Source organism: Bradyrhizobium guangzhouense (assembly GCF_004114955.1).
GTDB lineage: Bacteria > Pseudomonadota > Alphaproteobacteria > Rhizobiales > Xanthobacteraceae > Bradyrhizobium > Bradyrhizobium guangzhouense.
The window spans coordinates 6,591,871-6,608,862 of record NZ_CP030053.1; the positions used below are offsets into that span (position 1 = coordinate 6,591,871).

15 protein-coding genes are annotated in these 16,992 nt (G+C 64.1%); 8 read left to right on the plus strand and 7 right to left on the minus strand.

The window, feature by feature from the left end:
• Window positions 1–193 precede the first annotated feature (193 nt).
• From XH91_RS31415 to XH91_RS31435, 5 genes are all read left to right on the plus strand, one after another.
• The gene (locus XH91_RS31415) at window positions 194–1,957 is read left to right on the plus strand and encodes a flavin-containing monooxygenase (RefSeq protein ID WP_128954194.1); all 1,764 of its coding nucleotides are present in this window, start codon (window positions 194–196) and stop codon (window positions 1,955–1,957) included.
• A gap of 127 nt (window positions 1,958–2,084) precedes the next feature.
• Window positions 2,085–3,062 (plus strand): peptidyl-alpha-hydroxyglycine alpha-amidating lyase family protein, encoded by a 978-nt coding sequence (locus XH91_RS31420; protein ID WP_128954195.1) that lies wholly within the window; start codon window positions 2,085–2,087, stop codon window positions 3,060–3,062.
• Between the two features lie 213 nt (window positions 3,063–3,275).
• Complete coding sequence (locus tag XH91_RS31425) at window positions 3,276–3,833, plus strand: HNH endonuclease (protein ID WP_028134115.1); 558 nt, start codon at window positions 3,276–3,278, stop codon at window positions 3,831–3,833.
• Window positions 3,834–4,008: 175 nt separating this feature from the next.
• Window positions 4,009–5,289 (plus strand): glycosyltransferase family 87 protein, encoded by a 1,281-nt coding sequence (locus XH91_RS31430; RefSeq protein ID WP_128954196.1) that lies wholly within the window; start codon window positions 4,009–4,011, stop codon window positions 5,287–5,289.
• 127 nt (window positions 5,290–5,416) lie between these two features.
• Window positions 5,417–5,638, plus strand: a complete 222-nt coding sequence (locus XH91_RS31435) for a dodecin (protein WP_128954197.1) — start codon at window positions 5,417–5,419, stop codon at window positions 5,636–5,638.
• A gap of 18 nt (window positions 5,639–5,656) precedes the next feature.
• Here XH91_RS31435 and XH91_RS31440 read toward each other — a convergent pair whose 3' ends face one another.
• The 7 genes from XH91_RS31440 to XH91_RS31470 all read right to left on the minus strand — a co-directional run bounded on the left by XH91_RS31440 (window position 5,657) and on the right by XH91_RS31470 (window position 14,273).
• Window positions 5,657–6,904, minus strand: a complete 1,248-nt coding sequence (locus XH91_RS31440) for an MFS transporter (RefSeq protein WP_128954198.1) — start codon at window positions 6,902–6,904, stop codon at window positions 5,657–5,659.
• 66 nt (window positions 6,905–6,970) lie between these two features.
• Window positions 6,971–7,939 carry an ABC transporter ATP-binding protein gene (locus tag XH91_RS31445; RefSeq protein ID WP_128954199.1) on the minus strand — a complete coding sequence of 323 codons (969 nt, stop codon included), beginning with the start codon at window positions 7,937–7,939 and terminating at the stop codon, window positions 6,971–6,973.
• On the minus strand, window positions 7,936–8,931 hold the full coding sequence (locus XH91_RS31450) for an ABC transporter ATP-binding protein (RefSeq protein ID WP_128954200.1): 996 nt from the start codon (window positions 8,929–8,931) through the stop codon (window positions 7,936–7,938). Before XH91_RS31450 ends, XH91_RS31445 begins: the two co-directional genes overlap by 4 nt.
• Window positions 8,931–9,848 carry an ABC transporter permease gene (locus XH91_RS31455; protein WP_128954201.1) on the minus strand — a complete coding sequence of 306 codons (918 nt, stop codon included), beginning with the start codon at window positions 9,846–9,848 and terminating at the stop codon, window positions 8,931–8,933. The genes XH91_RS31450 and XH91_RS31455 overlap by 1 nt, the downstream gene beginning before the upstream one ends.
• The gene (locus XH91_RS31460) at window positions 9,814–10,773 is read right to left on the minus strand and encodes an ABC transporter permease (RefSeq protein WP_128954202.1); all 960 of its coding nucleotides are present in this window, start codon (window positions 10,771–10,773) and stop codon (window positions 9,814–9,816) included. Before XH91_RS31460 ends, XH91_RS31455 begins: the two co-directional genes overlap by 35 nt.
• 30 nt (window positions 10,774–10,803) lie before the next feature.
• The gene (locus XH91_RS31465) at window positions 10,804–12,594 is read right to left on the minus strand and encodes a peptide ABC transporter substrate-binding protein (protein WP_128954203.1); all 1,791 of its coding nucleotides are present in this window, start codon (window positions 12,592–12,594) and stop codon (window positions 10,804–10,806) included.
• 260 nt (window positions 12,595–12,854) lie between these two features.
• Window positions 12,855–14,273, minus strand: coding sequence for a M20 family metallopeptidase (locus tag XH91_RS31470; protein ID WP_128954204.1), 1,419 nt, complete (start codon window positions 14,271–14,273; stop codon window positions 12,855–12,857).
• Between the two features lie 286 nt (window positions 14,274–14,559).
• Between XH91_RS31470 and XH91_RS31475 the strand changes: the two genes are divergently transcribed.
• From XH91_RS31475 to XH91_RS31485, 3 genes are all read left to right on the plus strand, one after another.
• Window positions 14,560–15,549, plus strand: coding sequence for a S1C family serine protease (locus XH91_RS31475; protein WP_128954205.1), 990 nt, complete (start codon window positions 14,560–14,562; stop codon window positions 15,547–15,549).
• Window positions 15,550–15,569: 20 nt separating this feature from the next.
• A complete protein-coding gene (locus XH91_RS31480) occupies window positions 15,570–16,640 on the plus strand; it encodes a carboxylesterase family protein (RefSeq protein ID WP_128954206.1) in 1,071 nt (356 codons plus the stop codon).
• Window positions 16,641–16,725: 85 nt separating this feature from the next.
• Window positions 16,726–16,932: a hypothetical protein gene (locus XH91_RS31485; RefSeq protein ID WP_128954207.1), complete on the plus strand. Its 207-nt coding sequence runs from the start codon at window positions 16,726–16,728 to the stop codon at window positions 16,930–16,932.
• Window positions 16,933–16,992: the final 60 nt, after the last annotated feature.

The window sequence follows — 16,992 nt, forward strand, 5'->3', positions numbered from 1 at the left end:
CGTCGTCGCACGCAACGATCTCGCGCAATACAAGCTGATCGAATGCACTCTTCCCGATGCAGCGCTCAAGGCGCATTCCGCCTGAGCAGGGCCATATGCTTTCCCTGCTCGGGTAAAGCGCTTTTGACGCCGATCGAACCGGTATAGCGTCAACCTCAGAGGAAACGCCGCGAAGACGGCCACGAGGTCGCGCATGCTGGATCGCACGAAAGATATGGCCGTGTCCGCGCAAGCCTGGCTCGATGAGTTCGAGCGCGATCTGGGCCAGCCCGATCGCGTCGCGCTGAATGATCTCTTCCTGGCTGACTGCTTTTGGCGCGATGTGCTGGCGCTGAGCTGGAACCTGCAAACGCTTGCAGGCCGCAATGCAGTCGCTCAGGCGCTGACAACGCTGGCGCCCAAGGCGGCGCCACGCAGTTTCAAGATCGCGCCAAACCGCGCGGCGCCGCGCTGGGTGACGCGCGCGGGCACCGCCAACATCGAAGCGATTTTCAGTTTCGAAACCGCGCTCGGCCGAGGTAGCGGCATCGTCCGGCTCGTGCCTGACGTTGCCGACAGCGATCGGCTGAAGGCCTGGACGCTGCTCACCGCGCTCGAAGAGCTCAAAGGCTTCGAGGAACAGCTCGGCACCTCACGGCCGCGGGGGCAGGCCTATTCGCGCGATTTCCGTGGTCCGAACTGGCTCGATCTGCGCAACGCCTCGCGCGACTATGCTGACCACGATCCGGCCGTGCTGGTGGTCGGCGGCGGCCAAGCCGGACTTGCGATCGCAGCGCGGCTGAAGCAGTTGCAGATCGACACGCTGATCGTCGATCGCGGGGCGCGGATTGGAGATGTCTGGCGCAAGCGTTATCACGCACTGACGCTGCACAACCAGGTGCAGGTCAATCACATGCCTTACATGCCGTTCCCGCCGAGCTGGCCGACCTACATCCCCAAGGACAAGCTCGCCAACTGGTTCGAGGCTTACGTCGAGGCGATGGAGCTGAATTTTTGGACCGGCACCGAGTTCGAGGGTGGCGCCTATGACGAGACCGGGGGCCGCTGGACGGTAGCGCTGCGCCGTGCCGATGGCAGCCCGCGCACCATGCATCCGCGCCATGTGATCATGGCGACGGGCGTCAGCGGCATCGCCAACATCCCTGACATTCCGACGCTCGATCGCTTCAAGGGCATGCTGCTGCATTCGAGCCGTTACGAGGACGGCGAGACCTGGACGGGGAAGCGCGCCATCGTCATCGGCACCGGCAATAGCGGCCACGACATCGCGCAGGATCTCTATTCCAGCGGCGCCGAGGTGACGCTGGTGCAGCGCTCGCCGACGCTGGTCACCAATATCGAGCCGTCGGCACAACTGGCCTACGCGACCTACAATGACGGCACGCTCGAGGACAACGATCTGATCGCCGCTTCGATGCCGACGCCGCTGGCGAAGAAGACCCATGTGATGTTGACCGAGCAATCGATGGAGCTCGACAAGGAACTGCTCGACGGCCTTCGCAGCGTCGGCTTCAAGCTCGACTTCGGCGAGGGCGGCACCGGCTGGCAGTTCAAATACCTCACCCGCGGCGGCGGCTATTATTTCAACGTCGGATGCTCGAACCTGATCGTCGAGGGCGCGATCAGACTGAAGCAGTTCGAGGACATCGAGAGCTTCACGGAAGACGGCGCGCGGATGAAAGACGGCACGGCCATGCCGGCCGATCTCATCGTGCTCTCGACCGGCTACAAACCGCAGGAATATCTGGTGCGAAAGCTGTTCGGCGATGCGGTCGCCGACCGTGTCGGCCCGGTCTGGGGCTTTGGCGACGGCTTTGAGCTCCGCAACATGTATGCGCGCACGAAGCAGCCCGGCCTTTGGTTCATCGCCGGCAGCCTCGCGCAATGTCGGATCAACTCGAAATTCCTGGCGCTCCAGATCAAGGCGATCGAGGAAGGGATGTTGGGGCGGTCGTGACTACAGCCGTCATTCCGGCGCGCGCGTCAGCGCGAGCCCGGAATCCATCAACCCACAAAATGTGCTGCAAAATGGATTCCGGGTTCACGCTTCGCGTGCCCCGGAATGACAGAAGGAGAGACCACCCATGCCAGCCATTCTCGGCACCGGCGAGCACCGCTACCGCGTCGTCGAAAACTTCGCGAAACTGCCCGACGGCTGGCAGCTCACCGACGTCGCCTCCGTCGCGGTCGACAGCAAGGACCGTGTCTATGTCTTCAACCGCGGCGAACATCCGATGGTGGTGCTCGATCGCCAGGGCAATTTCCTGCGCAGCTTTGGCGAAGGCCTGTTCGCGCGCGCGCACGGCCTGCACATCGATGCCGACGACAATCTCTACTGCACCGACGACGGCGACCACACTGTGCGCAAATGCACCATCGACGGCAAGGTGCTGCTGACGATCGGCATCCCCAAAAAGCCGGCGCCCTTCATGAGCGGCGAGCCGTTCCATCGCTGCACCCACACTGCGCTGTCGCCGAAGGGCGAGATCTATGTCTCGGACGGCTACGGCAATGCACGCGTTCATAAGTTTACGCCGGACGGCAAGCTGATCAAAAGCTGGGGCGAGCCCGGCACCGACCCCGGCCAGTTCAACATCGTGCACAATATTGCCACCGATGCCGACGGCTGGGTCTATGTCGCCGACCGTGAGAACCACCGCGTGCAGGTGTTCAATGGCGAAGGCAAATACGAAACGCAGTGGAACAATCTGCATCGGCCCTGTGCGCTGTGCCGTTGCGGCGGAAGCAAGAGCCCGACCTTCGTGATTGGCGAGCTCGGCCCCGGCCTCGACGTCAATCGCAATGTGCCCAATCTCGGCCCGCGGCTGTCGATCGTCGATGCCAAGGGAAGGCGCATCGCGCGGCTCGGCGGCGAGGAAGGCGCGGGCGTTGCGAGCGGCAAATTCCTCGCGCCGCACGGCCTGGCCGTTGATTCGAGGGGCGACATCTATGTCGGCGAAGTCGGCGTCACCAACTGGAAAGCCAGCTTTGGGGACCGGGACATGCCGGCGGAGGTGCGCGCGACGCGGTGCTTGCAGAAGCTGGAAAGGGTGCCGGAGTAACTGCTGCGGCAAAGCCCCAAGAGAAAAGCTCTCCCGCGCCAGCTCCCTGCCGCCCGTCCGAAAATCGCGGCGTTTCTGGGCCTTTTGCCACCCTGCCGCCGCATTGCATGCACCTGAATAAGTCGCTCAACGGGCTTCACAATCCCGTCACGCTGCATGTAGTATGTCAGTACATGCTGCTTCGCAGCGTATATTGGAGGCCGGGAGCGTTACTTGAACGCACATGTCTCGCAAGGCAGTTGGCCGGTGCTGGTCCTGAACGCGGACTTCCGGCCGCTGAGTTACTACCCACTGTCTCTGTGGTCGTGGCAGGACGCGATCAAGGCGGTGTTCCTCGACCGCGTCAATATCGTCGCGCATTACGACCAGGCGGTTCACAGTCCCACGCTGCAAATGCAGCTGCCGAGCGTGGTTTCGCTCAAATCCTTCGTCAAGCCGACGACGCATCCCGCCTTCACCCGGTTCAACGTGTTCCTGCGCGACCGTTTCGCCTGCCAATATTGCGGCTCGCCCGAAGACCTCACCTTCGATCACATCATCCCGCGCAGCAAAGGCGGCCAGACCACATGGGAGAACGTGGTCGCGGCGTGCTCGCCCTGTAACCTGCGCAAGGGCAATCTGACGCCGGCGCAAGCAAAAATGTTTCCGCGCCAGAACGCGTTCGCGCCGACCGTGCACCAATTGCACCGCAACGGCCGCCTGTTCCCGCCGAACTATCTGCACGACAGCTGGCTGGACTACCTCTACTGGGATACGGAGCTGGATCCGTAGGACAGCGCGCTGCGTCGTCTTTCGCCGGCGCAATCCGGGTCCGACGCAGCGGTCGCGGCAGGCGTTCCGCCGAAATCCTTCTTTAATCGTTACCGTCCCTTAAACCTCCGATGGCAGTTTGGCCGGGATCTGCGGACCTGCATGCCGCCGATCGGTCAGGGTCGGGTCGTCGCTCATGTTTGCCGAGGCGCTGGAAGCGGTTCAATTGTCGTCATCGAAGCGGACCGCCTATGTCCGCTTCGTGATGGCAGCGCTGGCCGTGATGGTGCTGTTCAAGACGTTGAGGTTTGGGCGCTGGGGCGTCTTGCAGATCCGCGAACTCTCCGATTTCGACGCCTTCTACATCGCCGCACAGCAGGTGTGGCGCGGCCAGGTCGATCTGGTCTACCGGTTCGAAACGCTGATGAAGCTGCAGGCCGAGGCCGCGCACGGAGCGACGGGCTTCATGCCCTGGACCTACCCGCCGCAGTTCAACCTGCTCGTGGCACCGCTCGCGCTGCTGCCGACCGGCATCGCCTACCTCCTGTTCATCGCGGCAACGCTCGCGGCCTACCTCCTGACGCTTCGCGCCATTGCAGGGGCGAGTTTCGCGCATGTCCTGGTCGCACTGTTTCCGGCGCTTGCGATCACGATCGGCGGCGGGCAGAACGGCTTTCTCACCGGCGCCCTGGTCGGCCTGGTCTGCCTCAACGTGGAACGGCGCCAGCTTGTCGCCGGTCTCGCGCTGGGTGCGATGGTGGTCAAGCCGCATCTGGCCATTGCTGTCGGCGTCTACATGCTGGCGACACGCCGCTGGATGGCACTCGCGACCGCTGCTGCGGTCGTGCTGGCGAGCTCCGTCGTCTGCACAATGGTATTCGGCTGGCAGATCTGGACCGCATGGCTCGGCGCGATCAGGGAATCGGCGAGCTTTCTCGAGCAGGGCATCTATCCGCTGCTGCGAATGATCTCGACCTACGCGGCGCTTTCCCGTGCGGGCGTTCCGCCGGCTATTGCCTTCTGGGCGCAGGCGGCCGTCGCGAGCCTAGCGCTGGGCGCGGTGGTGCTTGCCGTCCGGCTCGGCGCGGCGCGAAACATGTCTCCCAGATTTGCACTCGGCATCACCGCCATGGTCTCGGTGATGATCAGCCCCTACGCCTATGATTATGATCTACCCATGGTCGGCATAGGCCTCGCCATGCTGCTTCCGAATCTCGCGCTGCTCGCGAGCGCGCGCGAACGCAGCGTCATCTATGGGCTGATCCTGCTCGCCGGCGCATATGGCATGCTTCAATCGGCGCGGCTGGCTGCGCAGTTCGGCGAGGAACAGGCTTATCTTGCCGGACTGACCGACAGGTTTGCACCGGCCCTCGGCGGCTTTGCGATGATGGCCCTGCTGGTCCTGCTGCTGCGGTTGCTCTGGCGCGGAATGCAGTCGGCGGCCGTGCTACCCCAAGCCGCAGAGGCCGCGGAATAGCGGCCATGGCGTCCGCTGCAGAGCCAGCATCACGCCGCCCCGCGACGGAACCGGAACGGCCGGCACCCGTTCAATTGGGAGCCCATCCGGCGGCGAACGCCGCCGGGCAACCCCAGGGAGGCACGCCATGTCCGCAGCCGAGAAGGATCATGTTTACAAGATCCTGGAACTGGTCGGATCGTCCGAGACCTCGATCGAAGATGCCATCAAGAACGCGGTCAGCCGCGCGTCCAAGACCATCCGCGAGATGAAATGGTTCGAGGTGGTGCAGACCCGTGGCCACATCGAAAACGGTACGGTGCGTCACTACCAGGTGACGCTGCGCGTCGGGTTTACGCTGGAAGGATGATCCCGGCTTGCCTCGACATCAGGCCAGGTCGACGCCGCGCCGCTCCGGGATCAGCATGAGCAGCGCGACGATGTCGACGAGGTAGAGCAACGCAAGACCTGCGATCGCGGTCGGAAAGCCGTAGGCAGCACTGACGATGCCGACCACCAGCGGGCCGAAGCCGGCGACCGCCCGGCCGATGTTGAAGAACACGTTCTGCGCGGTGGCGCGCGCCGCGGTCGGATAGAGCTCGCTCATGAGCGCGCCGTAGCCGCCGAGCATGCCGTTGACGAAGAAGCCCATCACGGCGCCACCGACCAGCAGCGCACCGGCGGATGTCAACTGCGAATAGACCACCACCATGATGGCCGCGCCCAGCATGTAGGTGAGGAACGCGGGACGACGGCCGAAACGGTCGGCCGCATGGCCGAACAGGAAGATGCCGAGCGCCATCCCGGCAATCGTGACCGCGGTCCAGAGCGCCGATTGCGTCAGGCCATAGCCGAACCGCGTCGAGAGATAGTTCGGCAGCCAGATCATGATGCCGTAATAGCCGAAATTCTGCACCGAGCAGAGGATGATCATGCCGATGCCGGTCCGGGTCGTCTCCGCATCGGCCACGAGCGCACGAAGCGACGAGCCGGCATCCGCCGCCTTCGCCTTTTGCGCGATGAAGACGTCAGGCTCGGGCAGCTTGCGCCGGATCACGTAAGCGATCGCCGCCGGAAGCACGCCGAGCGCGAACATGCCGCGCCAGCCGATGATCGGCAGCAGCACCGGCGTTACAAGCGCCGCCATGAGCACGCCGAACTGCCAGCCGAGCCCCACATAGGACGTTGCCCGCGCGCGCTTGCTTGCAGGCCAAGCCTCCGCCACCAGCGCCATGCCGATGCCGAACTCGCCGCCGAGACCGATGCCCGCGACGGCCCGGTAAGCCAGCAGGTCCCAGTAGCCCTGCGCCAGCGCGCAGAGGCCGGTGAAGATCGCGAACAGGACGATGCTCCAGGTCAAAACCCGGACGCGGCCAAGCCGGTCCGACAGCATGCCGAAGCCGAGGCCGCCGACAACCGCGCCGACCAATGTTCCCGTTACCAGCGAGGCCGCCTGCGGCTGCGTGAGATGGAGGTCCTTCGAAATCGCCGTCAGCATGAAGCCGAGGATGAGGAGGTCGAAACCATCCATGGCATAGCCGAGCGCCGATCCCCACAGCGCCCGGCGCGCTTCGGCATCGCGGTCGGTCACGGCCGCATCAATCGCGCCGAGAGTGACGTCCTGTAGCTGGCTCATACGTCCCCCCTACGCCGGCCGGTCCCTTGCGATCAAGGCCTCCGAGGACCTATGCACCGCGCAACTTCAGGCCAGATGACACGCCACGAAATGCCCGCCCGCGCCTTCCTTCAGCTCCGGCGCGCTTTCCGCGCAGCGCGGCTGGGCGATCGGACAGCGGGTGTGGAAGTGGCAGCCTGACGGCGGCTTCATCGGGCTCGGCACGTCGCCTTTGAGGCGGATGCGGTTGCGCTTGAGCTTGGGATCCGGCACCGGCACGGCAGAGAGCAGCGCCTTGGTGTAGGGATGCTGCGGATTGCGATAGAGGTCGCTCGCCTTCGCCAGCTCGACGATGCGGCCGAGATACATCACCGCGACGCGGTCGGAGATGTGCTCGACCACCGACAAATCGTGCGCCACGAAGAGATAGGTGAGGTTCAGCTCGGCCTGGAGATCTTCCAGGAGGTTGATGACCTGCGCCTGGATCGAGACGTCGAGCGCCGAGACCGGCTCGTCGCAGACGATCAGCTTCGGTTCGACCGCGAGCGCGCGCGCGATCACGATGCGCTGGCGCTGGCCGCCGGAGAATTCGTGGGGATAGCGGCGCATATGCTCCGCCTTGAGGCCGACCTTGACCAACAAGCCCGCGACGCGGTCCTCGCGCTCCCTGGAGTTGGCGGCGAGATTGTGGATGGTGAAGGCCTCGCCGAGGATCGAGCCGACCGTCATGCGCGGATTGAGCGAGGCGAACGGATCCTGGAACACGAGCTGCATGTTCCGCCGCATCGCGCGCAGATCGTTGCCGCCGAGCTTGCCGACGTCCTGACCGTCGAACATCACCTCGCCGTCGGTCGGCTCGATCAGGCGCAGCACGCAGCGCCCCGTCGTCGACTTGCCGCAGCCGGATTCGCCGACGAGACCGAGCGTCTCGCCGCGATCGACCGAGAAGGACACGCCGTCGACCGCATAGACGGTGGCGACCTGGCGCGACAACAGGCCACCGAGCACGGGGAAATATTTCTTCAGGCCGCTGACGCGGAGCAAGGGCTCGCTCATGCCGCGCCTCCCAGCTGCGGATCGCCGAGATGACAGGCCATCCGGTGGCCCGGCGCGATCTCCCGCAATAGCGGCTCCTTCGCGGTGCAGACGTTCATGGCGAACTTGCAGCGCGGCGCGAAGCGGCAGCCGACCGGCGGATTGATCAGGATCGGCACCGTGCCGCCGATCGCCTCCAGCCGCGTCTTGTGCTCGCTGTCGAGATCGATGCGCGGGATCGAGCGGATCAGCCCCTGGGTATAGGGATGGCGTGGATCGGCGAACAGAGCGTCGACGCCGGCCTCCTCCACCACCTTGCCGGCATACATCACGACGACGCGCTGGGCTGTTTCGGCGACGACGCCCATGGCATGGGTGATCAGCATCACCGCCATGCCGAAGCGCTCCTTCATGTCCTGGAGCAAGTCGAGGATCTGGGCCTGGATGGTGACGTCGAGCGCGGTGGTCGGCTCGTCGGCAATGATCAATTTGGGCTTGCAGGCCAGCGCCATCGCGATCATCACGCGCTGGCGCATGCCGCCGGAGAACTGGTGCGGATAGTTGTGCACACGGCCTGCGGCGTTCGGGATCTGCACCAGCTTCAGCATCTCGATGGTGCGCTCGAGCGCCTGCTTCCTGGTGACGTTCTCATGGCGGCGCAGGCTCTCGGCGATCTGTTCACCGACGGTGAGCACCGGATTGAGCGAGGTCATCGGCTCCTGGAAGATGAAGCCGATCTCCTTGGCTCTGATGTCGTCGAGCTGCTTGCTCGTCAACGGCACCAGGTCGCGGCCCTCGAAGATGATCTCCCCGGCCGCGATGCGGCCCGGCGGCATCGCAATCAGCTTCAGGATCGACATTGCAGTCACGGTCTTGCCACAGCCTGACTCGCCGACGACGCAGAGCGTCTCGCCCTTGTTGATGGTGATGTCGACGCCGTCGACGGCCTGGAGGATGCCATCATCGGTTGAGAAGTGGGTCTTGAGACCCTTGATCTCGAGCAACGGCACCATCAGATCACCCGCCGCGCATCGAGCGCATCGCGCAGACCATCGCCGATGAAGTTGATGGCGACGACCGCGACGAAGATCGCGCCGCCCGGAAACAGGGCCCAATGCGGGCCGATATCGAGGAAGTCCTTGGCGTCGAACAGCAGCCGACCCCAGGTCGGGGTATCAGGCGGGAAGCCGAGACCGAGAAAGGACAGTGTCGATTCCGCGATGATGGCGGCGGCGACGTCGATGGTGCCGGCGATGATCACCGGGCCGAGCGCATTGGGCAGGATGTGCTTCACCACCTGCCGCACCGGGCTGGCGCCGAGCGCACGCGCGGCCTCGACGAACTCCTTCTCGCGGATCGACAGGAATTGCGCGCGGACGAGACGCGCCACCGGCATCCAACGCAGACCGCCGATCACGAGCACGATCAGGATGAAGATGCCGCCCTCGGGACCGAACATCGCTTTCAACCCGTCCCGAAACAGATAGATGAGCATCAGCAGCAGCGGCAGCTGCGGCAGTGACAGGAAGAGGTCGGTAAGCCACATCAGACCGTGCCCGAGCGCGCCGCGCGACATGCCGGCCAGCGCGCCGACCAGGGTGCCGATGAAGACCGACACCAACATCGCGGCAAGCCCGACGGCAAGCGAGATGCGCCCGCCATAGATCATGCGCGCGAGGATGTCCTGGCCGAGATCGTCGGTGCCGAAGGGATGGGCGAGCGACGGCCCCTGTAGACCGGCGACAATATCGATGTCGTCGATCTTGACGCGCCAGATGAAGGGGCCGACGACGACTGCGAGAATCAGCACGAGAAGCAGGAAGGCGCTGACCACGGCGAGCTTATGGCGGCTATAGCGCCGCCACGTCTCGCGCCAAGGCGAGTAGACGCCCCGCTTAGCGGAGGGAGATGCGAGGGTCAAGCCAGCCATACAGGACGTCCGCGATGAGATTGAACAGCACCACAAGGCACGCGAAGACGAAAGTGACGGCCATCACCACGGGCGTGTCGTTGGAGAGGATGGAGGAGATCAACAGCGATCCGATGCCAGGGATACGGAAGATCTGCTCGGTGACGATGGCGCCGCCGAACACCGCAGGCATCTGCAGCGCGATCAGCGTGACCACCGGAATCATGGCGTTGCGCATCACGTGCTTGACGATGACCTTGGCTTGGCCGAGGCCCTTGGCGCGCGCCGTGGTGACGTAGTCGAGCCTGACAACGTCGAGCATCGCCGAACGGACAAAGCGTGTCATCGATGCCGCCTGGAACAGGCCGAGCACGGCCACCGGCATGATGGCCTGACGGATCATCTCCAGCACCCAGTGGATGCCGGTGGCGTTGATGTCGGTGGTGTAGACGAAGGGCAGCCAGTCCAGCGTGACCGAGAAGATCAGGATGAACAGGAGACCGGTGAAGAAGGTCGGCAGCGAGAAGCCGATGAAGGCGAGCGTGTTCGCGATCTGGTCGAACAACGAATAGGGCTTGGTGGCGGCGTAGACCCCGACCGGGATCGCGATCAGGAGCGCCAGGACCTGCGCCGAGCCGATCACGTAGAGCGTGGTCGGCAGGCGCTGGAGGATCAGCGTGTCGACGTCCATCCTGCTGACGAAGGAGAAGCCCCAATCGCCATGCGCCATGGCAAAAAGCCAGTGCAGGTAGCGAAGATAGATCGGATCATCGAGGCCGAACCTGGCCCGAAGTGCAGCCTGCACTTCGGGTGGCACGTTCGGATTTGTCGCCAACTCCGAAAACGGATCGCCGGGCGCAAGAGCCAGCACGAAGAACAGGACCGCCGAGATGCCGAGCAGGCTCGGAATAGCGATCAGAAGGCGACGCAGGACATACTGGCTCATGGGGGAAGAATCCCGTCTATGCCCGCGCGATCAAGCTCCCCTGTACCAGTCCTGGATGTTGTCGGTCCGGTTGGCCCAGCCCGAGATGACCGGCTGCAGCGTGGTGGCGCAGGCATCCACCGTGAGGCGGTGCATCACCGGGATGAACACGGTGTCCTGCCACAGCATGTCATTGCACTTGATGTAGAGCGCGGCTCGCTTGACCGGGTCGATCTCGGTCTCCGCCGCCTCGATCGCAGCGTCGTAATCCTTGTTGACCCAGCGCGGGAAGTTCTGCCCCTGCCATTTGTTGTCTTTGGTGGCCACCTGGCTCGAGATGTAGCGCTTCATGTGCAGCGCCGGATCCGGCTGGGTCATCGGGATCTGGAACTCCTCGATGTCGGTGTAGAACTTCGAATAGGTGTCGGGATTGGCGACGTCGGAGGAGAAGAACACCGAGGCGACGACCGATTTCAGCTCGACGTCGATGCCCGCCTTCTGGCAGGCCTGCTTGACGATCGCTTGAGTCTTCTGACGCGGACCGTTGATCGAGGTCTGGTAGACGAACTTCAGCTTCTTGCCGTCCTTCTCGCGGATGCCATCGGCACCGGCCTTCCATCCGGCCTTCTCGAGCAGCGCGATCGCCTTGTCGACGCTGAACTCCCATTTGGTGTTCTTGGAGACGAAGTCGTCGGGACCATTGAGGTAGTTCGCGGTGGTGCGACCGGCACGGCCGTAAATCGCCTTCTTCACGGACTCGCGGTCGACGAGCAACGCGAGCGCCTGACGCACCGTGGGGTCCGACAGGGTCGGATGCTTGGTCTTCATCGAGGACCGTTCACCATCGACCTCGGTGTTCGGATCGGTGAAGTTGATCGCAATGAACTCGATGTCGCCGCCCACGGCATAGGTGGTCTTGCCCTTGCCGCCCTTCTCGAGACGCAGCAGCACTTCGTCCTCGACCTGCATGTTCCAGGCGAAATCGAATTCGCCGGTCTGGATCACCGCTCGCGCCGCCGAGACGGCATCGCCGCCTCCCTTCATCTCGATGGTGTCGAAATGCGGACGGTTGGGCATGTGGTAGTCGGGATTGAGCTCGCCGCGGATCAGGTCGCCCGGCTTGAACTCCACGAATTTGTAGGGGCCGGTGCCGACCGGAGCCAGATTGGCCGGCGCTTCGCGGGACTTCGATCCTTTGTAGTCCGCAAACAGATGCTTCGGGAGAACGCATCCATAGGCGCCGACAAACGCATTGGCCCAGAACGGCGTCGGCTTGTCGAACACAAGCCGGATAGTCAGGTCATCGATCTTTTCGACCTTCAGGTCGCTGTAGGCCGTGATGGAGACCGCCGCCGTGGCGGGGTCGTTGGCATAGGCCCAGGTAAAGACGAAATCGTCGGCCGTCAGGGGTTTGCCGTCGTGCCATTTGACACCGGGCTTGATCTTCCAGGTCACCGACTTGCCGTCGGCGGTAAGGCCGCCATTCTTGATCGACGGGATCTCGGCCGCGAGAATCGGATTGAGCTGGCCGTCGACATCCCAGCTGGCGAGCGGCTCATAGAACAGGCGCGAGCCGTCCTGATCCTTGGTGCCCGTCGCGAAATGCGGATTGAGCAGGGTCGGCCCCTGCCACCACAACAGCTTGAGCGGCCCGCCGCCACCTCGCTTCGTCGGCGGATACGGCGACGGGCTCTGGGCCATGGCGACATCGCCGATGGCGAGGATCTGGTTCGCCATGGGGGCAGTGAGACCGACGGCGGCAAGGCGCTGAATGAAGGCGCGGCGATCCATCCGCCCGTCCTTCACCTTCCCGATCATCGAACGCAGTTCTTTGTCCAGCATGGTTGTCCCCCGTCTGGTTCCCATATGCTTGCGGGCGGCCGCGGAACGGCCGCCGGGTTTTGGCTGCGGTAGATGGCACACTGATTAGGCCGCACGTCAACTGCGGCCGTGTGTGTGCAAACGATGTTCTGGCTGTCTGTTGGGCAAAACCTCGTTCCGCAGCCCAACGGTTCGGCATTCCAGCGTCAAAATCCGCTGGAAACCTAGTTGCACTGCGAAAAATTTGTTCGCGAGATCAGACGAAGTATCGAGATGGAATTCTACGCTACGGACATATCGAGCGGCGGCGCGACGTGATCCGGCAGCGGGCAGACATAAGGTGTCTTCGCCGTCCGCTTCGTGAGATCGGCCTTCGCGGCCTTGATCAGTTCCGGCTCGGTCAATGCCTTGATGCCGAGGCCGGCCATGGCCTTGGCCGCCTGCACCATCGCCTTATGGGCATGCCCGCTCTTGCCCTGCGCCACCACCTGCCAAGTGTGGAACGGCGTGCCGATTGCAACCGTTGGTGCGTGAACCTGCACGGTCGGCACCACCCAGCTCACATCGCCCACGTCGGTCGAGCCGACCAGCGGGTTGCGCTTGGCATCCAGCGGCACCAGGAAATCGGCCAGCGGCCGATCCGTCGGCTCCATGCCGATCGCGTAATAGACCGACGCGATGTCCTTGTCGGTGAGCGTCGCGCGGATCTGGCTGGCAAAGCCCTTGTCGGTGTCGTCGAAATGCGGCGGTCCGAGCTCTTCCATGACCCGATGCAGCGCCTGCTCCAGCGGCGTATTCGGCAGGATGTTGGAGACCGCGGAGATGATCTTCATCTCGACCCTGGTCTCGGTCATCAAGGCCGCGCCCTCCGCGATCTTGCTGACGCGCCCGACCAGCTCGTTCATGCCAGGAAGATCACGGGCGCGAATGGAATAGCGCACGCGGGCATGGGCCTGCACCACGTTGGGCGCAATGCCGCCGGTGTCCAGCAGCGCGTAATGGACGCGCGCATCGCTCGGCATGTGCTCGCGCATGTAGTTCACGCCGACATTCATCAGCTCGACCGCGTCGAGCGCGGAACGGCCGAGATGGGGCGAAGCTGCCGCATGCGAGGTGCGGCCGGTGAAGATGAAGTCGGCACGGGTGTTGGCAAGCGACGGCGTCACCGCGACTTCCCAGAAACTGTGCGGATGCCAGGTGATGGCGATATCGGCGTCCTCGAACGCACCCGAACGCACCATGAAGGCTTTGGCCGCGCCGCCCTCTTCCGCCGGGCAGCCGTAATAGCGCACGCGGCCGGGCACCTTGTTCTCGGCGAGCCAGTCCTTGACCGCGGTCGCAGCGAGCAGCGCGGCGGAGCCGAGCAGATTGTGGCCGCAACCATGACCGTGACCGCCGGTCTCGACCGGACGGTGTTCGGCGACACCCGCCTCCTGGCTGAGGCCTGGCAGCGCGTCGTATTCACCCATGAAGGCGATGACCGGGCCGCCCTCGCCCCATTCGCCCATCACAGCCGTCGGAATGCCCGCCACCTTCTCGGTGATGCGGAAACCCTGGTGGCGCAGCTCAGCGAGATGCTCGGCGGAGGAGCGCGCCTCGGTGTAGCAGACTTCCGGCATACCCCAGACCTTGTCGCTGAGATCGATGAAACGTCCCTTGATCGTGTCGATGCCACGCCAGATGTCGCTGCGGTTATCCATTGCTTTGGTCCGTGATCTCTTGGTCCAACGAAGCGGCAATGGTTAGCAGCTTCATTGAACCCCGCCTAGCATCTCGCGGGACACCAGCCATGCGACCGGTGCCGGATCGGGCAACCGCCACCGACTTTAGGCGAACAATTTCTGTCAACTTTGGAAATCGGCGTCACGACACCTGGAATAGTTGCGGTCAAGTCTTTCAAGATGGCCTCCTCCGGCCTAAATTGTGCTTGCTTCGCGCGTTGTTCCGCAGCCACAGCGGAGTGATGCTCTCAGCCAGGAGAACTCCATGACCGTTCTGACCGAATGGAGAGTGCCACCGGCCAATCAGCCGCGTGCGAGCGACTACGGCTTCGATCTGGACCGTGCGCTCGCTTCCGTCGTCGGCCTGCACGCCATCATCCCATCGGACGCCTTCAGCGCGGAAACGCTCGGCACCGAGCGGGCCGGCAACGGGGTCGTGATCGATGATGGGCTGGTGCTCACGATCGGCTATCTCATCACCGAGGCGGAATCCGTCTGGCTTCATCGCGGCGACGGACATGTGGTGGAAGGACACGTGCTCGGTTTCGATGCCGTCACCGGCTTCGGCCTGGTGCAGGCGCTCGGCCGGCTCGACATCGAGCCGCTGCCGCTCGGCTCGTCGGCGGACGTCAGGCTCGGCGACCGCGTCGTGGTCGGCGGCGCCGGAGGCCGGACGCGATCGGTCGCGAGCCAGATCGTCGCCAAGCAGGAATTCGCCGGATACTGGGAGTATCTGCTCGACGAGGCCTTGTTCACCTATCCCGCCCATCCGAATTGGGGCGGCACGGGACTGATCAACGAGCGCGGCGAATTGATCGGCATCGGCTCGCTCCAGCTCGATCGTGAACGCGGCGGCAAGGCCGAGCACGTCAACATGGTCGTGCCGATCGACCTGTTGAAGCCGATCCTCGACGATCTCCGCAAGTTTGGCCGCGTCAACAAGCCGGCACGGCCATGGCTCGGGCTCTATTCGACCGAGATCGACAACCGCGTGGTGGTGATCGGGATCTCCGCCAACGGTCCGGCTGCTCGCGCCGAGCTCAAGACCGGCGACGTCATCCTCGCCGTTGATGGCGAGAAGGTCACGACCCAGACCGCCTTCTACAAGAAGATGTGGGCGCTTGGCGCCGCCGGCGTCGACGTGCCGCTCACCGTACACCACCAAGGCAGTGCGCATCATGAAGGCGTCACCTTCGACGTCACGGTAACCTCGACCGACCGCTTCAAGCTGTTGAAGGCGCCGAAGCTGCACTGATCCAGTCAAAGGAAGCGGAAATGACCGAGGCCGTGGTGGACGACATCGTGGCCGTGCTGCCGCCATTGCTCAACGCGCTGGAAGCGCTAGGCTACTTCGCCCGGCATTTGCATCCGCCGGCTTTCGGCTCGGTCATGAACGCGATCGGCACGCCTGATGACGTGCTGCAAACCGCGCGCGCTGCGATTGGAGAATGGCCGGAGCAATTCGCCGGGCTGCGCGAGCGGCTCGATCTCGCCTGCAACGAGGCGCTGTCGGCCTTTGCCGGCATCCGCGACGTCGAGCGCGGCAATGGCGATCTCGGCGCGGTCTTCCGCGCGCTGCGCCATCTGCCTCGCGCGCAGGAGGCGCTGTATCCGCTGTCGACACAATTTCCGCCGGTCAGCAACTTCTTCCTCAACGCCGCCAATCGCGAGAATGGAGCGTTGCTGTCGCGGCTGGGGGCCGGGGCGAGCGAAGACACCGGCATCTTCCATGATCACAACGAGCCCGGCAGCCGGGGCGGCTTCTCGGTCTATGTGCCCGAATATTACACGCCCGATCGCGCCTGGCCGCTGGTGATTGCGCTGCACGGCGGCAGCGGCAATGGTCGCGGCTTTCTGTGGAGTTGGCTGCGCGACGCACGCAGCTTGGGCGCGATCCTGGTGGCGCCGACGGCGACGGGGCAGACCTGGGCGCTGATGGGTGATGACACCGACACGCCCAATTTGATGCGCATCCTCGAAACCGTACGCAGCCGCTGGACCATCGATGCCTCGCGCATGCTGCTATCTGGAATGAGCGACGGCGGCACCTTCTGCTATGTCAGCGGCCTCGACGGCGCCTCGCCCTTCACCCATCTTGCTCCGGTGTCCGCGACGTTCCATCCGCTGATGGCGGAGATGGCCGACGCTGAGCGACTCAAGGGCCTGCCCGTCTTCATCACCCATGGCAAGCTCGACTGGATGTTTCCGGTGCAGACTGCGCGGCAAACGCAAGCGGCATTGACCGCCGCTGGCGCCGATGTCTTCTATCGCGAGATCGACGATCTCAGTCACACCTATCCGCGCGAGATCAACGCCGAGCTGCTGCAATGGCTGAACGCGGGATGAACGAGGCGTCCTCGTCGGCGCCGCACTGTCGCGGAACCATCGCTCCGGGCCGACGTTATCCGCCCGACACACCGGAGGGTTCGCCATGCAGACTTTTCTCGGAATGATCCTGGGCGCGCTGCTGCTCGTCTGCGGCGTCTATATCTATGATTCCATGCAGACGTCGTCAGTCGCCAATGGCGAGGTCGCGATCGCCAATCGCACGATCGTGAACTGGGACGTCGCGAAGGCCGATTGGGACCTGCTGCGCGATCGCGCGCACAAAGACTGGGTCCGGATCTCGTCGAAGTAATTCGATCCGCCAGGCATGAACAAGGCGCCGTCGCGGGTTCGCGGCGGCGCCTTCGTCTTG